The sequence below is a fragment of the Pseudomonas xantholysinigenes genome, from assembly GCF_014268885.2.
Classification (GTDB): Bacteria; Pseudomonadota; Gammaproteobacteria; order Pseudomonadales; family Pseudomonadaceae; genus Aquipseudomonas; species Aquipseudomonas xantholysinigenes.
Genome location: NZ_CP077095.1, coordinates 1234608 through 1249486 on the forward strand (window position 1 = coordinate 1234608; position 14879 = coordinate 1249486).

Below are 14879 nucleotides of genomic sequence, written 5' to 3' on the forward strand. Positions count from 1 at the left end.
CGCCTCTGTGTCAAAGGGTGTCGTAACCCGTTGGCAGGCAGCCGTTTTTTATTTGCTACAGCGGTTGTACACGGCGCGGCGCGGCTTTGGCAAACCCGTTGTCGCGAATCGCCGGCCTGATGTCGCCCGATTCACGCGGCGAAGCGCGCTGGCACGCTGCGGTGGCGCAGCGCATAGTCGAGCGTCCAGAACAACAAGGCAGAGGCGGCCATGACCAAGACCCTGCATCACCGAGCCTGTCACCTGTGCGAGGCTATCTGTGGCCTGAACATCGAAATTACCCATGAGGCTGACGGCCGCTCGCGCATCAGCTCGATCAAGGGCGACCCGCAGGATTCATTCAGTCGTGGGCATATTTGCCCCAAGGCCGTGGCGTTGCAGGATATCCAGGAGGATCCCGACCGCCTGCGCCAGCCGCATCGCCGCATCGGCGCGCACTGGCAGCCGATCGGCTGGGACGAGGCTTTCGAACTGGCCGCCGAGCGGCTTTGGGCAGTGCAGCAAGCCCATGGACGCAATGCGGTCGCGGTGTACCAGGGCAATCCAAGCGTGCACAACTATGGGCTGATGACCCACAGCAACTATTTTCTCGGTCTGCTCAAAACGCGCAATCGCTTCTCGGCCACCTCCGTTGACCAACTGCCGCAGCACCTGACCAGCCACCTGATGTACGGACACGGCTTGCTGCTACCGATCCCAGACATCGACCACACCAGCTTCATGTTGATCCTGGGTGGCAACCCGTTGGCTTCGAACGGCAGCATCATGACCGTGCCAGACGTGGAAAAGCGGCTCAAAGCGCTGAAGGCCAGGGGCGGTCGCCTGGTGGTGGTGGATCCGCGACGCAGCGAAACGGCCGCCATCGCCGACCAGCATCTGTTCATCCGCCCCGGCGGTGATGCGGCACTGTTGTGTGGTTTGCTGCATACCCTGTTCGCCGAGGGCTTGGCCAAAGGCTCGCACCTGCCGGTCAATGGCTTGGAGCAAGTGCGTGAGGCCATCATGCCATTCAACGCTCAAGCCATGAGCGAGCTCTGTGGCATCGCGGCGCAGGACATCAGGCAGTTGGCCCGCGACTTTGCCGCGGCCGACAAGGCCGTGTGCTACGGCCGCATGGGGGTGTCGACCCAGTCATTCGGCTCGTTGTGTCACTGGCTTGTCCAGCTGATCAACCTGCTGACCGGCAACCTCGACCGCGAAGGTGGCACCCTGTGCACGGAGCCTGCGGTGGACCTGGTCGCCTCGACCTCCGGTGGGCATTTCAACCAGTGGCGGAGCCGGGTGTCGGGGTTGCCGGAATATGGCGGCGAGTTGCCGGTCTCGGCCCTGGCCGAGGAAATCCTGGAACCGGGCGAGGGGCAGGTGCGGGCGCTGGTCACGGTTGCCGGCAACCCGGTGCTGTCCACGCCCAATGGGCGCCGCCTGGACGAGGCGCTGGCTGGGCTCGACTTCATGCTCAGCATCGATCTGTACATCAACGAGACCACCCGGCATGCCGACCTGATCCTGCCTTCGACATCGGCATTGGAGAACGATCACTACGATTCGACCTTCAATCTGCTGGCGGTGCGTAATGTCACGCGCTTCAATCGGGCGATCCTGCCCAAGCCCGAGGGGGCGCTGCACGACTGGGAGATTTTCGTCGGATTGGCGCAGGCGTTCGCCAGGCGTGCGCAGGTCGAACTCAAGGTCACCCTGGCGCCGGCGCAGATGATCGACTTTGCCTTGCGCAAAGGGCGCTATGGCGACGAATCGGCATTCAAGCTGTCGTTGCAGACCCTGGCCCTGCATCCTCACGGCCTGGACCTTGGGCCGCTGCGTGAAAACCTGGCCGCACGCTTGCGCACCGAGAGCCGCAAGGTCGAGGCTGCACCGACGGTCTTGCTCGACGACTTGCAGCGCTTGGCCGCACAGGTGCCGCCAGCCCCAGGCCAACTGCTGCTAATCGGTCGTCGCCATGTGCGCAGCAACAACTCATGGATGCATAACTTTCATCGCCTGGTAAAGGGTAAGCCACGCCACCAGTTGCTGATGCACCCGGACGATTTGCACCAGCGGCAGCTCCAGGATGGCCAGACTGTGCGTGTTCATTCGCGTACCGGGGTGCTGGAGGTACAGGTGCAGGCCAGCGACGAGATGATGCCGGGTGTGGTCAGCCTGCCCCATGGCTACGGACATGGGCGTCAGGGGGCGCAGTTGCAGGTGGCCAGTGCGCAACCGGGAGTGAGTGCCAACGACCTGACCGATGAACACCTGCGCGACGCCGTGTCGGGTAACGCGGCACTCAATGGGGTGCCGGTGCAGGTAGAGGCGGCCTGACCTGCGGCAAGGCCGAGCATGCTGCTCGGCTTTCCGTTACAATGCGCCACCGTGCCGACGATCACGTCGGAAAGTTCAGCCGAGGTGCTTCATGGATATCATCGAAACAATCAAAGAGCAGATCGCCAACAACACCATTCTGCTTTACATGAAAGGCTCGCCGAATGCCCCGCAGTGCGGCTTCTCGGCCCGTGCTTCGCAGGCGGTGATGGGCTGTGGCGAGAAGTTCGCCTACGTCGACATCCTGCAGAACCCGGAAATCCGTGCCAACCTGCCCAAGTACGCCAACTGGCCGACCTTCCCGCAACTGTGGGTAGGTGGTGAGCTGGTCGGCGGCAGCGACATCATGCTGGAGATGTTCGAAAAGGGTGAGCTGCAGACCCTGATCAAGGAAGCAGCCGCCAAGGCCAAGGCTTCCGAAGCCTGATCCGGTCCTTGCATGACAAAAAGCCCCGCAATCGCGGGGCTTTTTGTTTTCTGATTTGCTGCGTGCCGCTGTAGGAGCGGCAGGGCTTATTCTTCGCCCATCTGCGATTGCAGGTAGTTCTCGATGGTGATTTTGTCGATCAGGCCCAGTTGGGTTTCCAGCCAGTCGATGTGTTCTTCCTCAGACTCGAGGATATCTTCGAGCAAGTCACGGGAGCCGAAGTCGCCGGCGGTTTCGCAGTGGGCGATGGCGGCTTTCAGGTCGGTGTGGGCTTTTTTCTCAAGCTTCAGGTCGCACTCGAGCATTTCCTTGGTGTGCTCGCCGATCAGCAGCTTGCCCAGGTCCTGGACGTTGGGAATGCCTTCGAGGAAGAGAATACGCTTGATCAGCTTGTCAGCGTCCTTCATCGCGGTGATGGACTCTTTGTACTCGAGCTTGCCCAGCTTGTTCAGGCCCCAATCTTCGTACATGCGTGCATGCAGGAAGTACTGGTTGATCGCGACCAGCTCGTTTCCGAGGATCTTGTTGAGATGCTGGATGACGCTTACGTCGCCTTTCATGATGGGGTCCTGCCCTGTAGAAGTTGAGCCAATGGATTCGAGTTTGAGCCCGACCTCTAACTATGTCAAACCTAAGTTATTGAATAATAAGTGAAAATTAATAGGAATAAGAATGTTTGTGAACCGCGTTCGAGCGCTAAGTTATTGAATTGAAGGCATAAAAAAACCGGACGCAAGGTCCGGTTCTTTGAATTCGCTGAAATCAGGCGGCGTTGAATTCCACGGGGTAGGGCAGCACGGCCTGTTGGCTCAATTGCAATTCGGTGAGCGTTTCACGCACCACCTGCTTGGCCAGGCAGGCACATTTGCCACACTGGCTGGCGACGTTGGTCGCGGCTCGAACTTCCTTGTAGCTGCAGCATCCTTCGTAGATCGCATCGCGGATCTGTCCGTCGGTGACACCGACACAAAGACACACATACATAAAGGCTGACCATCGCGGGGTTGAGTCGTTGGGGGGAGATTAATGGTAATGAGAATGCTTGTCAAAGCACTTTCTGGAAGGGCCGTGCTTGAGCGACCGATGGCAGGGATTCGGCCTGTCACGCAAAGCTGTGTATGATGGTCGACCTTTGCTGGATCCGGGGGAGCAGGTTCCACCCGGCAAGCTTCTTCACCCCTCATCAGGAGATATCGAATGAGCGTACTCGTTGGCAAGAAAGCCCCTGACTTCACCGTACCGGCCGTGCTGGGCAACGGCGAAATCGTCGACAGCTTCAACCTGGCCTCGGCCATCAAAGGCAAGTACGGCCTGGTGTTCTTCTACCCGCTGGACTTCACCTTCGTCTGCCCGTCCGAGCTGATCGCCCTGGACAACCGCATCCCTGATTTCCAGGCCCGCAACGTGGAAGTGATCGGCGTGTCGATCGACTCGCACTTCACCCACAACGCCTGGCGTAACACCCCGGTCAACAATGGCGGCATCGGCCAGGTCAAGTACACCCTGGCTGCCGACATGACCCACGAAATCTGCAAGGCCTACGACGTCGAGTCCGAAGGCGGCGTGGCTTTCCGTGGTGCCTTCCTGATCGACACCAACGGTGTCGTGCGTTCGCAGATCGTCAACGACCTGCCGCTGGGCCGTAACATGGACGAGCTGCTGCGTCTGGTTGACGCCCTGCAATTCCACGAAGAGCACGGTGAAGTCTGCCCGGCCAACTGGAAGAAAGGCGACAAGGGCATGAACGCTTCGCCGGAAGGTGTTGCTGCCTACCTGAGCGAGAACGCTGGCAAGCTGTAATTTGCCAAGCGCAAAAAACCGGCCCCGGTGGCCGGTTTTTTTTTGCTTCAAGCTACAAGCTACAAGCTACAAGCTACAAGCTACAAGCTACAAGCTACAAGCTACAAGCTACAAGCTACAAGCTACAAGCTACAAGCTACAAGCTACAAGCTACAAGCTACAAGCTACAAGCTACAAGCTACAAGCTTCAAGCGAAAAGCACGGGGCGCATGCAGGCAGCTCTTACTTGTAGCTTGTAGCTTGCAGCTTGCAGCTTGCAGCTTAGTCGTTGAAATCGCGCCAGCCGCCCATCTCTTTCCAGCGGTTGACGATGCCGCAGAACAACTCGGCGGTCTTCTCGGTGTCGTAGCGCGCCGAATGCGCTTCCTTGCCGTCGAAGTCGATGTCCGCGCTCTGGCAAGCCCGGGCCAGCACGGTCTGGCCATAGGCGAGGCCGGCGAGGGTGGCAGTGTCGAAGCTGGAGAATGGGTGGAAAGGATTGCGCTTGATATCGTTGCGCGCCACCGCGGCATTGAGGAAGCCCAGGTCGAAGCTGCTGTTGTGGCCGACCAGGATCGCCCGCTTGCAGCCATTGGCCTTCAGTGCCTTGCGCACGCCACGGAAGATGTCGGTCAGCGCGCTGTCCTCGCTTACGGCCATGCGCAGCGGATGGTCCAGCTTGATGCCGGTGAACTCCAGGGCGGCCTGCTCGATGTTCGCACCTTCGAAGGGTTCGACCCGATAGAAGTAGGTGTGTTCGGGGAACAGGAAACCCTTCTCATCCATGCCGATGGTCACCGCGGCAATTTCCAGCAGGGCGTCGGTGGCGCTGTTGAATCCACCGGTCTCGACGTCCACCACCACCGGCAGGTAGCCGCGGAAACGCTCGGCCATCGGGTGGCGCGAGCCGCTGCTGACCGAGTTGTCCTGATCGTCTTCGTAGAGGTCTTCGCTCACGCGTTGTCCTCCAGCAGGCGCCAGCGCAAGGTTTCACCAGCGCGCAGGGGAACCACGGTGGTGTCGCCGAACGGCAGGCTTTCAGGCGCCTTCCACTCCTCGCGCACCAGGGTGATGGTGTCGGTGTTGCGTGGCAGGCCGTAGAAGTCCGGGCCGTGCTTGCTGGCGAACCCTTCGAGCTTGTCCAGGGCATTGCGTTGCTCGAACGCCTCGGCGTACAGCTCGATCGCGGCGTAGGCGGTGTAGCAGCCGGCGCAACCACAGGCGGCTTCTTTTGCGTGCTTGGCGTGTGGCGCCGAGTCGGTGCCGAGGAAGAACTTCGGATTGCCACTGGTGGCCGCATCCAGCAGCGCCACCTGGTGGGTGTTGCGCTTGAGGATCGGCAGGCAATAGAAGTGCGGACGAATGCCGCCGACCAGCATGTGGTTGCGGTTGTACAGCAAGTGCTGGGCGGTGATGGTCGCGCCGACGTTGGCCGGGGCCTCGCTGACGAACTGCGCGGCGTCGCCTGTGGTGATGTGTTCGAACACCACCTTGAGCGTCGGGAAGCGTTCGACCAGGCGGCGCATGTGCTCGTCGATGAAGCGCTTCTCGCGGTCGAACACGTCGATCTCGCTACGGGTGACTTCACCGTGCACCAGCAATGGCATGCCGGTCTCGGCCAGGGCCTCGATCGCCGGGAAGATGTTGTCGATGCTGGTCACGCCCGAGTCGGAGTTGGTGGTGGCGCCGGCCGGGTAGAGCTTGGCGGCGTACACGATCCCGCTGGCCTTGGCGGCACGGACATCGTCGGCGCTGGTGCGGTCGGTGAGGTACAGCACCATCAGCGGCTCGAAGCGGCTGCCGGCGGGGCGTGCGGCAAGGATGCGCTCGCGGTAGGCAGCGGCCTCGACGGCATTGCGCACCGGCGGCACGAGGTTGGGCATGATGATGGCACGGGCAAAGGTGCGCGCCACGTCACCGACGGTATGTGGCAGGACGGCACCATCGCGCAGATGGATGTGCCAGTCGTCGGGGCGCAGGAGGGTCAGGCGATCGGACATTGGGAATTCCAGGCGGGTCGAACTCAGACCTCAATGCTACCGGAAAACCCCTTGTCGAGCACGGCTATCAAGTTTTCCCGCAGGCGTCCGATAGCCTTGAGGTAAGCCGTCAGAATCTGTGGAGCCGCCCGTGCGCCAGCGTTACCTAGCCCTGTTCACCCTTGTCGCCAGCCTGCCGGCCGGCGCGTTGACCTTCCAGACCCGCGTGGAGAACGTTGCCTGGAAAGTCGAGGGGGACCAGTTCGAATGTCGCCTGATCCAGCCGATCGACGGTTTCGGCAGTGGCGAGTTCGTGCGCCGCGCCGGTGAGCAGCCGACCTTCCAGCTGCGCTCGGACAGCAATGTGCTGGGGGCCGGTTCCGCCACCTTGCTGGCCGCGGCGGCGCCTTGGCAGCCGGGGCGCGGCGACATAAACCTCGGCGCGGTGCAGATGGCCCGCACGGGCGTGCTGTTCACTTCCAGCCAAGGCCAGGCCAGCCGTCTGATCAATGGCCTGCTCGATGGCCGCAGCACCGTGGTGCGCAACTATCGGGGCGAAGGTGGTAGGCCGATGGAAGTGCATGTGATGCCGGTCAGCTTCGCCAAGGCCTACGGCGACTACCAGCTGTGCGCTGCCAAGCTACTGCCAATGAACTATGACCAGATCCGCCAGACCCAGGTCGGTTTCCCTGGGGGGGGGATCGAGCTGGACGGCTCGGCGCGTGCGCGCCTGGATGTGCTGCTCGACTACCTGAAGGCCGATCCGACGGTCAACCACATCGAACTCAATGGTCACTCCGACAACAGCGGCAATCGCCTGACCAACCGCGATACCTCGCGTCGGCGGGCGCTGGCGGTGGCCGAGTACCTCAAGGCCCACGGCGTGCCGGAAGAGCAGATCACCGTGCGTTTCCACGGTGAGCGCTATCCGCTGGCCAAGAACAACAGCGCCGCCAACCGCGCGCGCAATCGCCGGGTGAACATCCAGCTCGAGCGCGTGACGCCCGTCGAGAAACCGGTGGAGAAACCGGCAGCACCAGCACCGGCCTCTATTCCGGCACCTGCAGCTTCCCCGTCAGCACCTGCTGCCACCGCCGCGCAGCCCGCCCCGGCGAAATCCTGAGTGCGACCACGGGTCGCGCTCTCGACAATTCCTGTCGCTTTGTCGTCACAAGCTGTCGCCCCATTGTAAATATTTCGGCAAGGCCGGTAGAATCATCGGCTTTCCGTACAACCCCGTGGAGTGATGGCATGGCGGACGTAAAAAAGGTCGTATTGGCGTATTCCGGCGGCCTTGATACTTCGGTGATTCTCAAGTGGCTGCAGGACACCTACAACTGTGAAGTGGTGACCTTCACCGCCGACCTCGGCCAGGGCGAAGAGGTCGAACCGGCCCGCGCCAAGGCCCAGGCGATGGGCGTGAAAGAAATCTACATCGACGACTTGCGCGAAGAATTCGTGCGTGACTTCGTCTTCCCGATGTTCCGCGCCAACACCGTCTATGAAGGCGAGTACCTGCTGGGTACCTCCATCGCCCGTCCGCTGATCGCCAAGCGCCTGATCGAGATCGCCAACGAAACCGGCGCCGATGCTATTTCCCATGGTGCTACCGGCAAGGGCAACGACCAGGTGCGTTTCGAGCTGGGTGCCTATGCGCTCAAGCCCGGCGTCAAGGTCATCGCCCCATGGCGTGAGTGGGACCTGTTGTCCCGCGAGAAGCTGATGGACTACGCCGAGAAGCACGGGATTCCGATCGAGCGCCACGGCAAGAAGAAGTCGCCGTACTCGATGGACGCCAACCTGCTGCATATCTCCTACGAAGGTGGTGTCCTGGAAGATACCTGGACCGAGCACGAGGAAGACATGTGGCGCTGGAGCGTCTCCCCGGAGAACGCGCCAGACCAGGCTACCTACATCGAGCTGACCTACCGCAACGGTGACATCGTCGCCATCGACGGCGTCGAGAAGAGCCCAGCCACCGTGCTGGCCGACCTCAATCGCATCGGCGGCGCCAACGGCATCGGCCGTCTGGACATCGTCGAGAACCGCTACGTCGGCATGAAGTCGCGCGGCTGCTACGAGACCCCGGGCGGCACCATCATGCTCAAGGCGCACCGTGCCATCGAGTCGATCACCCTGGATCGCGAAGTCGCTCACCTGAAGGATGAGCTGATGCCGAAGTACGCCAGCCTGATCTACACCGGTTACTGGTGGAGCCCGGAGCGTCTGATGCTGCAGCAGATGATCGACGCCTCTCAGGTCAATGTGAACGGCGTTGTGCGCCTGAAGCTGTACAAGGGCAATGTGACCGTTGTCGGTCGCAAGTCGGACGACTCGCTGTTCGATGCCAACATCGCGACTTTCGAGGAAGATGGCGGCGCCTACAACCAGGCTGACGCGGCGGGCTTTATCAAGCTCAATGCCCTGCGCATGCGCATCGCGGCCAACAAGGGGCGCTCGCTGCTCTAAGCGCGCTCTGACAAAAAACCGGCCATTGGCCGGTTTTTTTTTGCCCGCGTTTCAGCCGCTCCGTTTGCCATCCAGCGCTGGCGCTGCATGTTCGGGCATGGGTTTCACCGAGAGCTGTATGCACACGCGTGCATCCAGGTTGTAGAGGATCCAGCGGCGGGTGGTGGGTGATGGGTGCTCGATCATGCGCAGGACATGCTTCTCGATCATCTTGCGGCTTTCCTGGCCAGAGATGGCGATGACCATTGGGCTTTGCTTGCGCCGCGCCGACTTCATTGCAGCTTTGGGGGGGGGGCGGTGTTTTTGCGGCGGCTTCGCTTCGTGTAGTGGCATCGGGCTGGAAGGAGGCGTGCAGCCGGCGCCTGGCTCGTGCTTGTCGGGGGCGAACAATGAGTCGTTGTTGAAGTTGAGCGTGAGAAAGAACAGCACCGTAAGGAAGAACGGAAAACCCACGAGGAACCAAGTATAGATACTCTGGCTTTCTTCACTCAAGAATGGCAGTGAAGCCAAAGCCGAGGCTTCGATGACGCCGGCAAAGACGGCGATAAGGGTCAGGGGGCTGATGGATTCTTTATTCATGATGGGTATCCGTTCGGGCGTCACTCATCTGTACGTCGTTTCATTTCAAGTGAGCAGTGTGAGGAAGTTCCCGTGTTGGAAATGAATCTCCTTCAACCTTTATCCCCTGGCCATAAATGAAATTTCCTGCAAGTTGTGTAATGCACTTGCACTTGGATCCCATTGATAGGGCTGTTAATTTTTGTGACGGTTAATTCCGGCGTGGATCTATTACATTTTGTGAAATTGATATCTGTAGGATTAATCCGTAATTGGTGTAGTCCCATTCTTTTGATGTATCTGCCACGGGAACTTCAGAACCCAATGGCCGCAAGGTCGGTTATTGTGGTCTGGCGAAATGAAAATAACGAATCAATGGATATCGCATGAATAAAGTGCTGATCGTGGATGATCACCCGGTCATTCGCCTGGCCGTACGCATGCTGATGGAGCGGCATGGCTACGAGGTGGTTGCGGAGAGTGACAACGGTGTGGATGCCCTGCAACTTTCGCGGGAGTATCTTCCAGACATCGTCGTTCTGGATATCGGAATTCCCAAGCTGGATGGGCTCGAAGTGATAGCCCGGTTGACCTTGCTAAGCCCCGCCAGCAAAGTGCTGGTGCTGACATCGCAGGCACCCGGACATTTTTCCATGCGTTGCATGCAGGCAGGCGCCGCAGGTTATGTGTGCAAGCAGCAGGAGTTGACAGAGTTGCTCAGCGCGATCAAGGCCGTGCTATCCGGTTACAGCTATTTCCCCAATCAGGCGCTGCACAAGGGGCGTTCAGGGGTCGGGGGCGGTACGGAGAGCGAGATGGTCGAGCGTCTCTCTGGGCGGGAGATGATGGTGTTGCAGCAGTTGGCGCGCGGTAAAAGCAACAAGGAAATCGCCGATAGCATGTTTCTGAGCAACAAGACGGTCAGTACCTACAAGACTCGCTTGCTGCTCAAGCTCAATGCCCGCTCTTTGGTCGATCTCATCGAGTTGGCCCAACGCAACGGGTTGGCCTGAGGGTAATGGCACAAGCCTTCGTGGCGAAGGCTTGTGCCTGGCTGGGCTACAGGTCGTAGTCGAAGTCAGCCAGTTGTTTCTGCAGCCGCCGTTCTTCGAGCATGTTGTCGATGGTGCGGCGTTTGCTCAGGTTGGTCTTGGCCGGTTCGGCCTGAGGCTCTTCGTCCTCGTCTGTGTTCGAGAACTCTTCGTCGATAGCCAGATCTTCTTTATCGGTGCTCATTCGTCACTCCAAGCCAAAGGGCCATTGGCCGTCCTTATAACGGGATTCGCAGAGCGGGTAAAAAAGATTTTTTCAATCGGCTATCACCATAACCCGCTATTACCTCAATCGTCCGACGTCTTGTGCTTGTAGTCGCACAGGTCCTCGATTCGGCAACTGCCGCAGCGAGGCTTGCGCGCCTGGCAAACATAGCGGCCGTGCAGGATCAGCCAGTGATGGGCATCGAGCAGGTAATCCTTGGGAACGAACTTCAACAGCTGCTTTTCCACCTCGAGCACGGTCTTGCCAGGGGCGATGCCGGTGCGGTTGCTCACGCGGAAGATATGCGTGTCGACCGCCATGGCCAACTGGCGGAATGCTGTGTTCAGTACCACATTCGCGGTCTTGCGGCCGACTCCGGGTAGGGCTTCGAGCGCTTCACGGGTCTGCGGCACCTCGCCGTCATGTTGTTCGACGAGCAGACGGCAGGTTTCGATGACGTTCTTGGCCTTGCTGTTATACAAGCCAATGGTCTTGATGTATTCACTCAGCCCTTCCACCCCCAGGGCGTGGATCGCCTGTGGTGTGTTGGCGACCGGGTACAGGCGGGCGGTGGCCTTGTTGACCCCGACATCGGTGGCCTGGGCCGAGAGAATCACGGCAATCAGCAGTTCGAAGGGCGTGGTATAGGCCAGTTCTGTCTTCGGCTCGGGATTGTCTTCATGCAGCCTGCGAAAGATCTCCAGGCGTTTGGCGGCATTCATGGGGTCAACGGGTTCCTTGACGGCGTGAGGAAGGGGGCCGTGGGCGCAGGTGATTGTACAGGCCCAGCAACAGGCCGAGGATAATCAGGGCGCCTGGGGCGAACTCGGCGAGATGCATGCCGAGGGGATTGCTCAGCAGTTGGCGACAGAGGCCCAGGCTGACGCTGCCCACCAGCAGGCCGGCGAGACCGAGGCCGAGCGCCCGCCAGCGTTTGCGCTGCGGCAGCAGGGGGTCGATGGCGAGGCAGGTCAGGGCGAGCAGTGCAGGGTAGTGTCCCAGTTGCTCGGCCAGCGGCAAGGCCCAGGCGCGCAAGGCCAGCAGCAGGCAGGTGGTGAGGGCGGCAATCAGCACGATGTTTGCCCAAGGTATCGTGTTGGCATCGAGGTGGCGGCGTAGAGGCGTCATGAGCACTTGATGCAGGCCGGCGAGCAACAGTGCGCAGAGGCCAATGGCGATGCCGTTTGTCAGGCTGGTGCTGGCACCCAGGACAGGTGCAAGGCCTGCCAGTAATAACCGCAGAGCGCTCATGGTGCCACCTCGCCAAGCAGTGCCGGGCGGTGTTCGTCGAAATAGCGCAACGCATCCTGAAGTGCGTCGATCACCGCGCGAGAGGTGACCGTGGCTCCCGCCAACTGATCGAAGGCGCCATGGTCGCGCTTGAGTGCCCAGTCTTGCGTTCGTGTCTGGCCGATGAACTGCTCCAGCCAATGCACTGCCGGATTCACCAGTTGATCACCCAGCCCCGGGCTTTCCTGTTGCGCGAGTACCTGTACGCCGATCAGGCGTCCTTGTCGGTCGATGGCGATCGCCAAGTCGATCGGGCCGCCATAACCTTGGCAGCGACTGTGCAACAGGATGGCCACCGGGTTGCCCGCCAGGCTGGCGCGATAGCCGGCGAGCAGGCGGCTGTGCGCCAGTGTCGGATGCTCCAAGGACAGGGCAGCGGCCAGCGGGCGGTTGTCGTAGCTGCCCGGTGGCAGCACGGCCAGCCATTGCCGCTCTTGCCATTGTTGCCTAGCCTCGGCGATCGGGGCGGCAGTCCAGCGCTGCCAGGCCAGGGTGGCGAGCACGGCCAGGGTGGTGACCAGCAACAGCAGCAGGTGGTTGCGCCAGCGCGTACTCATGGTTGCACCTGCTCACGCCTTTGCGCCCATCTGTCCAGAGCCGGAGCGGCGAGGTTCATCAGCAGGATGGCGAATGCGGTGCCATCGGCAAAGCTGCCCCAGGTGCGGATGAGATAGATCAGCAAGCCGGCACCGAAACCGAACAGCAAGCGAGCAAGCGGGCGTTTGCAACCGGATACCGGTTCGGTCGCGATGAAGAAGGCAGCTAGCATGGTCGAGCCAGACAGCAGGTGCAGCAGCGGTGAACCGTTGGAGTCGGAGCCGGAACCGTTCCAGGCCAACAGGCTGAACAGGAACAACCCGCCCAGCAGGCCTACTGGCGCGTGCCAGCTGAAGACCTTGCGTTGCAACAGCACCAGGCCGCCCAGCAGGAAGGCAAGATTGACCCATTCACTGCCCCAGCCGCCCCAATGGCCGAAGGCCGGATGATTGCCGAACAACTCGTCGATGGTCAGGCTGCGGTTGTGGCGCAGGACATCCAGCAGCGTCGGGCTGGCCCAGGCGTCGATCTGATCGCTGCTGGCAACGCTCAGGGACAGGCTGTGCGAAAAGCCCGCTGTCTGGCCAGGCCAATGGCTCATCTGCAATGGAAAACTGAGCAAAACCACGGCGTAGCCAACCATGGCCGGGTTGAATGGGTTGCGTCCGACGCCACCATAGGCCTGCTTGCCCAGGCCGATGGCGGCACTCGCGGCAATCACGGGCAACCACCAGGGGGCGTTGGCCGGCAGTGCGGCGCTCAGCAGGATGGCTGTGACCCAGGCGCTGCCATCGGCCAGTGCCACGGCCACGGGTCGCTGGCGCCACCTGAGTAACAGGGCTTCGCTTGCTAGTGCGCTCGCGCCGCACAACAGCAGGTTGATCAGCACACCCCAGCCATGCAGCCAGAACAACACCAGTAAACCTGGAGCGCAGGCGAGTAGCACCAGGTGCATGGTGGCGCGCAGGCGGGGGTCAGGTGCCGGCATGGGGCTGCAGCGCCTCCAGGTGTAGACGGGCTTGCTCGGCGGCTGTCTCCAGTGCCGTGAGCTGCGCGAGTTGCTGCGCATCGGGCGTGCTGCCCAGGGCGCCGCGGGCCTTGCTCAATTGGGCACGGCTCATGGCGGCGGCGATCTTGGCTTGCTTGAGTGCGGCCTCGTTGTCGAGCGGCTGTTGCCGCGCCTGGCGTTGGCTTTGGCGCTGGGCCTCCTCACGACGCAGGCGCGCTTCGCGCTGTAGATGGCGATGACGGGCCTTGTCGCGGCGCCGGGTACGGGCCAGGTGCTGCTCGGCGGTATGGGCCAGGCCACCAACGATGGGGATCACATTGGTGGGCAGCGGCAGCAGATCGATGCAGTCGACTGGGCAGGGTGCCACGCATAGATCGCATCCGGTGCACTCGTGAGCTATCACGGTATGCATCAGTTTGGCTGCACCGACGATGGCATCCACCGGGCAGGCCTGGATGCACTTGGTGCAGCCAATGCATTCAGCCTCCCGGATGAACGCCACCTGCGAAGGGCCTGGGGGACGCTGCGGGTCGAGCGCGATCACTGGCACCTGCAGCAGTGTTGCCAGGGCGGCGATGGTCTCGTTGCCGCCAGGCGGGCATTTGTTGATCGCCTCGCCCATGGCCAAGCCTTCGGCGTAAGGCCGGCAGCCGTCATGGCCACATTTGCCGCACTGGGTCTGCGGCAGCAGGGCGTCGATGCGTTGTATCAGACTCATTATGTGAATAATCCGTTGAGCCCGGAAAACGCCATGGCCATCACTCCGGCACCGATCAGTTCGATCGGCAGCCCGTGTAACGCTCTTGGCAGGTCCGGATGACGACTGCGTGCGCGCAGGTCGGCGAACAGTGCCAGGGCAAGCCAGAAACCGAGCCCCGCGACCAGGCCGTAGAGCAACGTCTGGCCAATGTCACTGGGCTCACTGGCTTGCTGCAACAGCAAGCCTAGCACCACGGCATTGCCCATCAGCAACGGTTGCAGGCCTTGCAGGGGCCAGGTGGGTAGCCAGCGGCCGAGCAGCTTGGGCAGTGCCCAGGCCAGGGCGGCCAGCAGTGGCAGGAACAGCAGCAGTTGCAGATCGCTATTGGCCGCCGGCAGCAGCAGGCCTATGGGCAGCGCCAGCAGTATCAGCAGCGCGCCGCACAACCCTGATGCGTGCACACGGGCGCGGTCGACGGGGTCGGTCTGCAGGGCCAGGTGGTTGACCAGCGCGGCGCTGACCAGGACCAGGATGTAGTCGCTCATGGAAATGCCG

At 61.4% G+C, this 14879-nt stretch carries 18 protein-coding genes; 6 read left to right on the plus strand and 12 right to left on the minus strand.

All coding sequences use genetic code 11. The features are described 5' to 3' along the window. The first annotated feature begins 210 nt into the window (after positions 1-210). Together HU772_RS05650 and grxD are read left to right on the plus strand one after the other, a co-directional pair. Positions 211-2319, plus strand: a complete 2109-nt coding sequence (locus tag HU772_RS05650) for a molybdopterin oxidoreductase family protein (protein ID WP_186659055.1) — start codon at positions 211-213, stop codon at positions 2317-2319. A gap of 91 nt (positions 2320-2410) precedes the next feature. After that, a complete protein-coding gene (grxD, locus tag HU772_RS05655) occupies positions 2411-2746 on the plus strand; it encodes a Grx4 family monothiol glutaredoxin (RefSeq protein WP_136913238.1) in 336 nt (111 codons plus the stop codon). Positions 2747-2832: 86 nt separating this feature from the next. Here the strand turns inward: grxD and bfr are convergent, their stop codons facing one another. Continuing rightward, positions 2833-3306 carry a bacterioferritin gene (gene bfr / locus HU772_RS05660; protein ID WP_186659051.1) on the minus strand — a complete coding sequence of 158 codons (474 nt, stop codon included), beginning with the start codon at positions 3304-3306 and terminating at the stop codon, positions 2833-2835. 202 nt (positions 3307-3508) lie between these two features. After that, on the minus strand, positions 3509-3730 hold the full coding sequence (locus HU772_RS05665; RefSeq protein ID WP_011532520.1) for a bacterioferritin-associated ferredoxin: 222 nt from the start codon (positions 3728-3730) through the stop codon (positions 3509-3511). Between the two features lie 213 nt (positions 3731-3943). On the opposite strand from HU772_RS05665, the gene HU772_RS05670 reads away from it, so the two are divergent. Continuing rightward, positions 3944-4546, plus strand: coding sequence for a peroxiredoxin (locus HU772_RS05670; protein WP_003254945.1), 603 nt, complete (start codon positions 3944-3946; stop codon positions 4544-4546). A gap of 261 nt (positions 4547-4807) precedes the next feature. On the opposite strand, the gene rnt is transcribed toward HU772_RS05670, so the two are convergent. Together rnt and pyrC are read right to left on the minus strand one after the other, a co-directional pair. Continuing rightward, positions 4808-5419, minus strand: coding sequence for a ribonuclease T (gene rnt, locus HU772_RS05675; protein WP_372239547.1), 612 nt, complete (start codon positions 5417-5419; stop codon positions 4808-4810). Positions 5420-5478: 59 nt separating this feature from the next. Continuing rightward, a complete protein-coding gene (gene pyrC / locus HU772_RS05680) occupies positions 5479-6525 on the minus strand; it encodes a dihydroorotase (protein WP_186662584.1) in 1047 nt (348 codons plus the stop codon). 130 nt (positions 6526-6655) lie between these two features. Between pyrC and HU772_RS05685 the strand changes: the two genes are divergently transcribed. After that, entirely contained in the window at positions 6656-7627 is a 972-nt protein-coding gene (locus HU772_RS05685) for a flagellar protein MotY (protein WP_186662583.1), read from the plus strand. A 128-nt stretch (positions 7628-7755) separates the two neighbouring features. Next, positions 7756-8973 carry an argininosuccinate synthase gene (locus HU772_RS05690; protein WP_003254941.1) on the plus strand — a complete coding sequence of 406 codons (1218 nt, stop codon included), beginning with the start codon at positions 7756-7758 and terminating at the stop codon, positions 8971-8973. A 51-nt stretch (positions 8974-9024) separates the two neighbouring features. On the opposite strand, the gene HU772_RS05695 is transcribed toward HU772_RS05690, so the two are convergent. Beyond that, entirely contained in the window at positions 9025-9552 is a 528-nt protein-coding gene (locus tag HU772_RS05695; RefSeq protein ID WP_186662582.1) for a hypothetical protein, read from the minus strand. Between the two features lie 365 nt (positions 9553-9917). Between HU772_RS05695 and HU772_RS05700 the strand changes: the two genes are divergently transcribed. Then, positions 9918-10544 carry a response regulator transcription factor gene (locus HU772_RS05700; RefSeq protein WP_186662581.1) on the plus strand — a complete coding sequence of 209 codons (627 nt, stop codon included), beginning with the start codon at positions 9918-9920 and terminating at the stop codon, positions 10542-10544. A 46-nt stretch (positions 10545-10590) separates the two neighbouring features. On the opposite strand, the gene HU772_RS05705 is transcribed toward HU772_RS05700, so the two are convergent. From HU772_RS05705 to HU772_RS05735, 7 genes are all read right to left on the minus strand, one after another. Beyond that, positions 10591-10767 (minus strand): PA3496 family putative envelope integrity protein, encoded by a 177-nt coding sequence (locus HU772_RS05705; protein ID WP_186662580.1) that lies wholly within the window; start codon positions 10765-10767, stop codon positions 10591-10593. Positions 10768-10871: 104 nt separating this feature from the next. Then, the gene (nth, locus tag HU772_RS05710; RefSeq protein ID WP_186662579.1) at positions 10872-11510 is read right to left on the minus strand and encodes an endonuclease III; all 639 of its coding nucleotides are present in this window, start codon (positions 11508-11510) and stop codon (positions 10872-10874) included. 4 nt (positions 11511-11514) lie between these two features. After that, positions 11515-12039, minus strand: a complete 525-nt coding sequence (locus tag HU772_RS05715) for an Rnf-Nqr domain containing protein (protein WP_186662578.1) — start codon at positions 12037-12039, stop codon at positions 11515-11517. Next, positions 12036-12635: an RnfABCDGE type electron transport complex subunit G gene (locus HU772_RS05720; protein ID WP_186662577.1), complete on the minus strand. Its 600-nt coding sequence runs from the start codon at positions 12633-12635 to the stop codon at positions 12036-12038. Before HU772_RS05720 ends, HU772_RS05715 begins: the two co-directional genes overlap by 4 nt. Continuing rightward, on the minus strand, positions 12632-13603 hold the full coding sequence (locus tag HU772_RS05725) for an RnfABCDGE type electron transport complex subunit D (RefSeq protein WP_186662576.1): 972 nt from the start codon (positions 13601-13603) through the stop codon (positions 12632-12634). The genes HU772_RS05720 and HU772_RS05725 overlap by 4 nt, the downstream gene beginning before the upstream one ends. Further along, positions 13590-14342, minus strand: a complete 753-nt coding sequence (locus HU772_RS05730; RefSeq protein WP_186662575.1) for an RnfABCDGE type electron transport complex subunit B — start codon at positions 14340-14342, stop codon at positions 13590-13592. Before HU772_RS05730 ends, HU772_RS05725 begins: the two co-directional genes overlap by 14 nt. Continuing rightward, complete coding sequence (locus HU772_RS05735; protein WP_186662574.1) at positions 14342-14869, minus strand: Rnf-Nqr domain containing protein; 528 nt, start codon at positions 14867-14869, stop codon at positions 14342-14344. The genes HU772_RS05730 and HU772_RS05735 overlap by 1 nt, the downstream gene beginning before the upstream one ends. Between the last annotated feature and the right edge of the window lie 10 nt (positions 14870-14879).

Bases quoted from the DNA above. Each gene is read 5' to 3' on its own strand.
- HU772_RS05720 (WP_186662577.1), bottom strand. From the start codon at position 12,635: ATGAGTACGCGCTGGCGCAACCACCTGCTGCTGTTGCTGGTCACCACC.
- HU772_RS05690 (WP_003254941.1), top strand. From the start codon at position 7,756: ATGGCGGACGTAAAAAAGGTCGTATTGGCGTATTCCGGCGGCCTTGAT.
- HU772_RS05730 (WP_186662575.1), bottom strand. From the start codon at position 14,342: ATGAGTCTGATACAACGCATCGACGCCCTGCTGCCGCAGACCCAGTGC.
- HU772_RS05670 (WP_003254945.1), top strand. From the start codon at position 3,944: ATGAGCGTACTCGTTGGCAAGAAAGCCCCTGACTTCACCGTACCGGCC.
- HU772_RS05695 (WP_186662582.1), bottom strand. From the start codon at position 9,552: ATGAATAAAGAATCCATCAGCCCCCTGACCCTTATCGCCGTCTTTGCC.
- HU772_RS05715 (WP_186662578.1), bottom strand. From the start codon at position 12,039: ATGAGCGCTCTGCGGTTATTACTGGCAGGCCTTGCACCTGTCCTGGGT.
- pyrC (WP_186662584.1), bottom strand. From the start codon at position 6,525: ATGTCCGATCGCCTGACCCTCCTGCGCCCCGACGACTGGCACATCCAT.
- HU772_RS05705 (WP_186662580.1), bottom strand. From the start codon at position 10,767: ATGAGCACCGATAAAGAAGATCTGGCTATCGACGAAGAGTTCTCGAAC.
- HU772_RS05650 (WP_186659055.1), top strand. From the start codon at position 211: ATGACCAAGACCCTGCATCACCGAGCCTGTCACCTGTGCGAGGCTATC.
- nth (WP_186662579.1), bottom strand. From the start codon at position 11,510: ATGAATGCCGCCAAACGCCTGGAGATCTTTCGCAGGCTGCATGAAGAC.
- rnt (WP_372239547.1), bottom strand. From the start codon at position 5,419: ATGGCCGAGCGTTTCCGCGGCTACCTGCCGGTGGTGGTGGACGTCGAG.
- HU772_RS05735 (WP_186662574.1), bottom strand. From the start codon at position 14,869: ATGAGCGACTACATCCTGGTCCTGGTCAGCGCCGCGCTGGTCAACCAC.
- HU772_RS05665 (WP_011532520.1), bottom strand. From the start codon at position 3,730: ATGTATGTGTGTCTTTGTGTCGGTGTCACCGACGGACAGATCCGCGAT.
- bfr (WP_186659051.1), bottom strand. From the start codon at position 3,306: ATGAAAGGCGACGTAAGCGTCATCCAGCATCTCAACAAGATCCTCGGA.
- HU772_RS05700 (WP_186662581.1), top strand. From the start codon at position 9,918: ATGAATAAAGTGCTGATCGTGGATGATCACCCGGTCATTCGCCTGGCC.
- HU772_RS05725 (WP_186662576.1), bottom strand. From the start codon at position 13,603: ATGCCGGCACCTGACCCCCGCCTGCGCGCCACCATGCACCTGGTGCTA.
- grxD (WP_136913238.1), top strand. From the start codon at position 2,411: ATGGATATCATCGAAACAATCAAAGAGCAGATCGCCAACAACACCATT.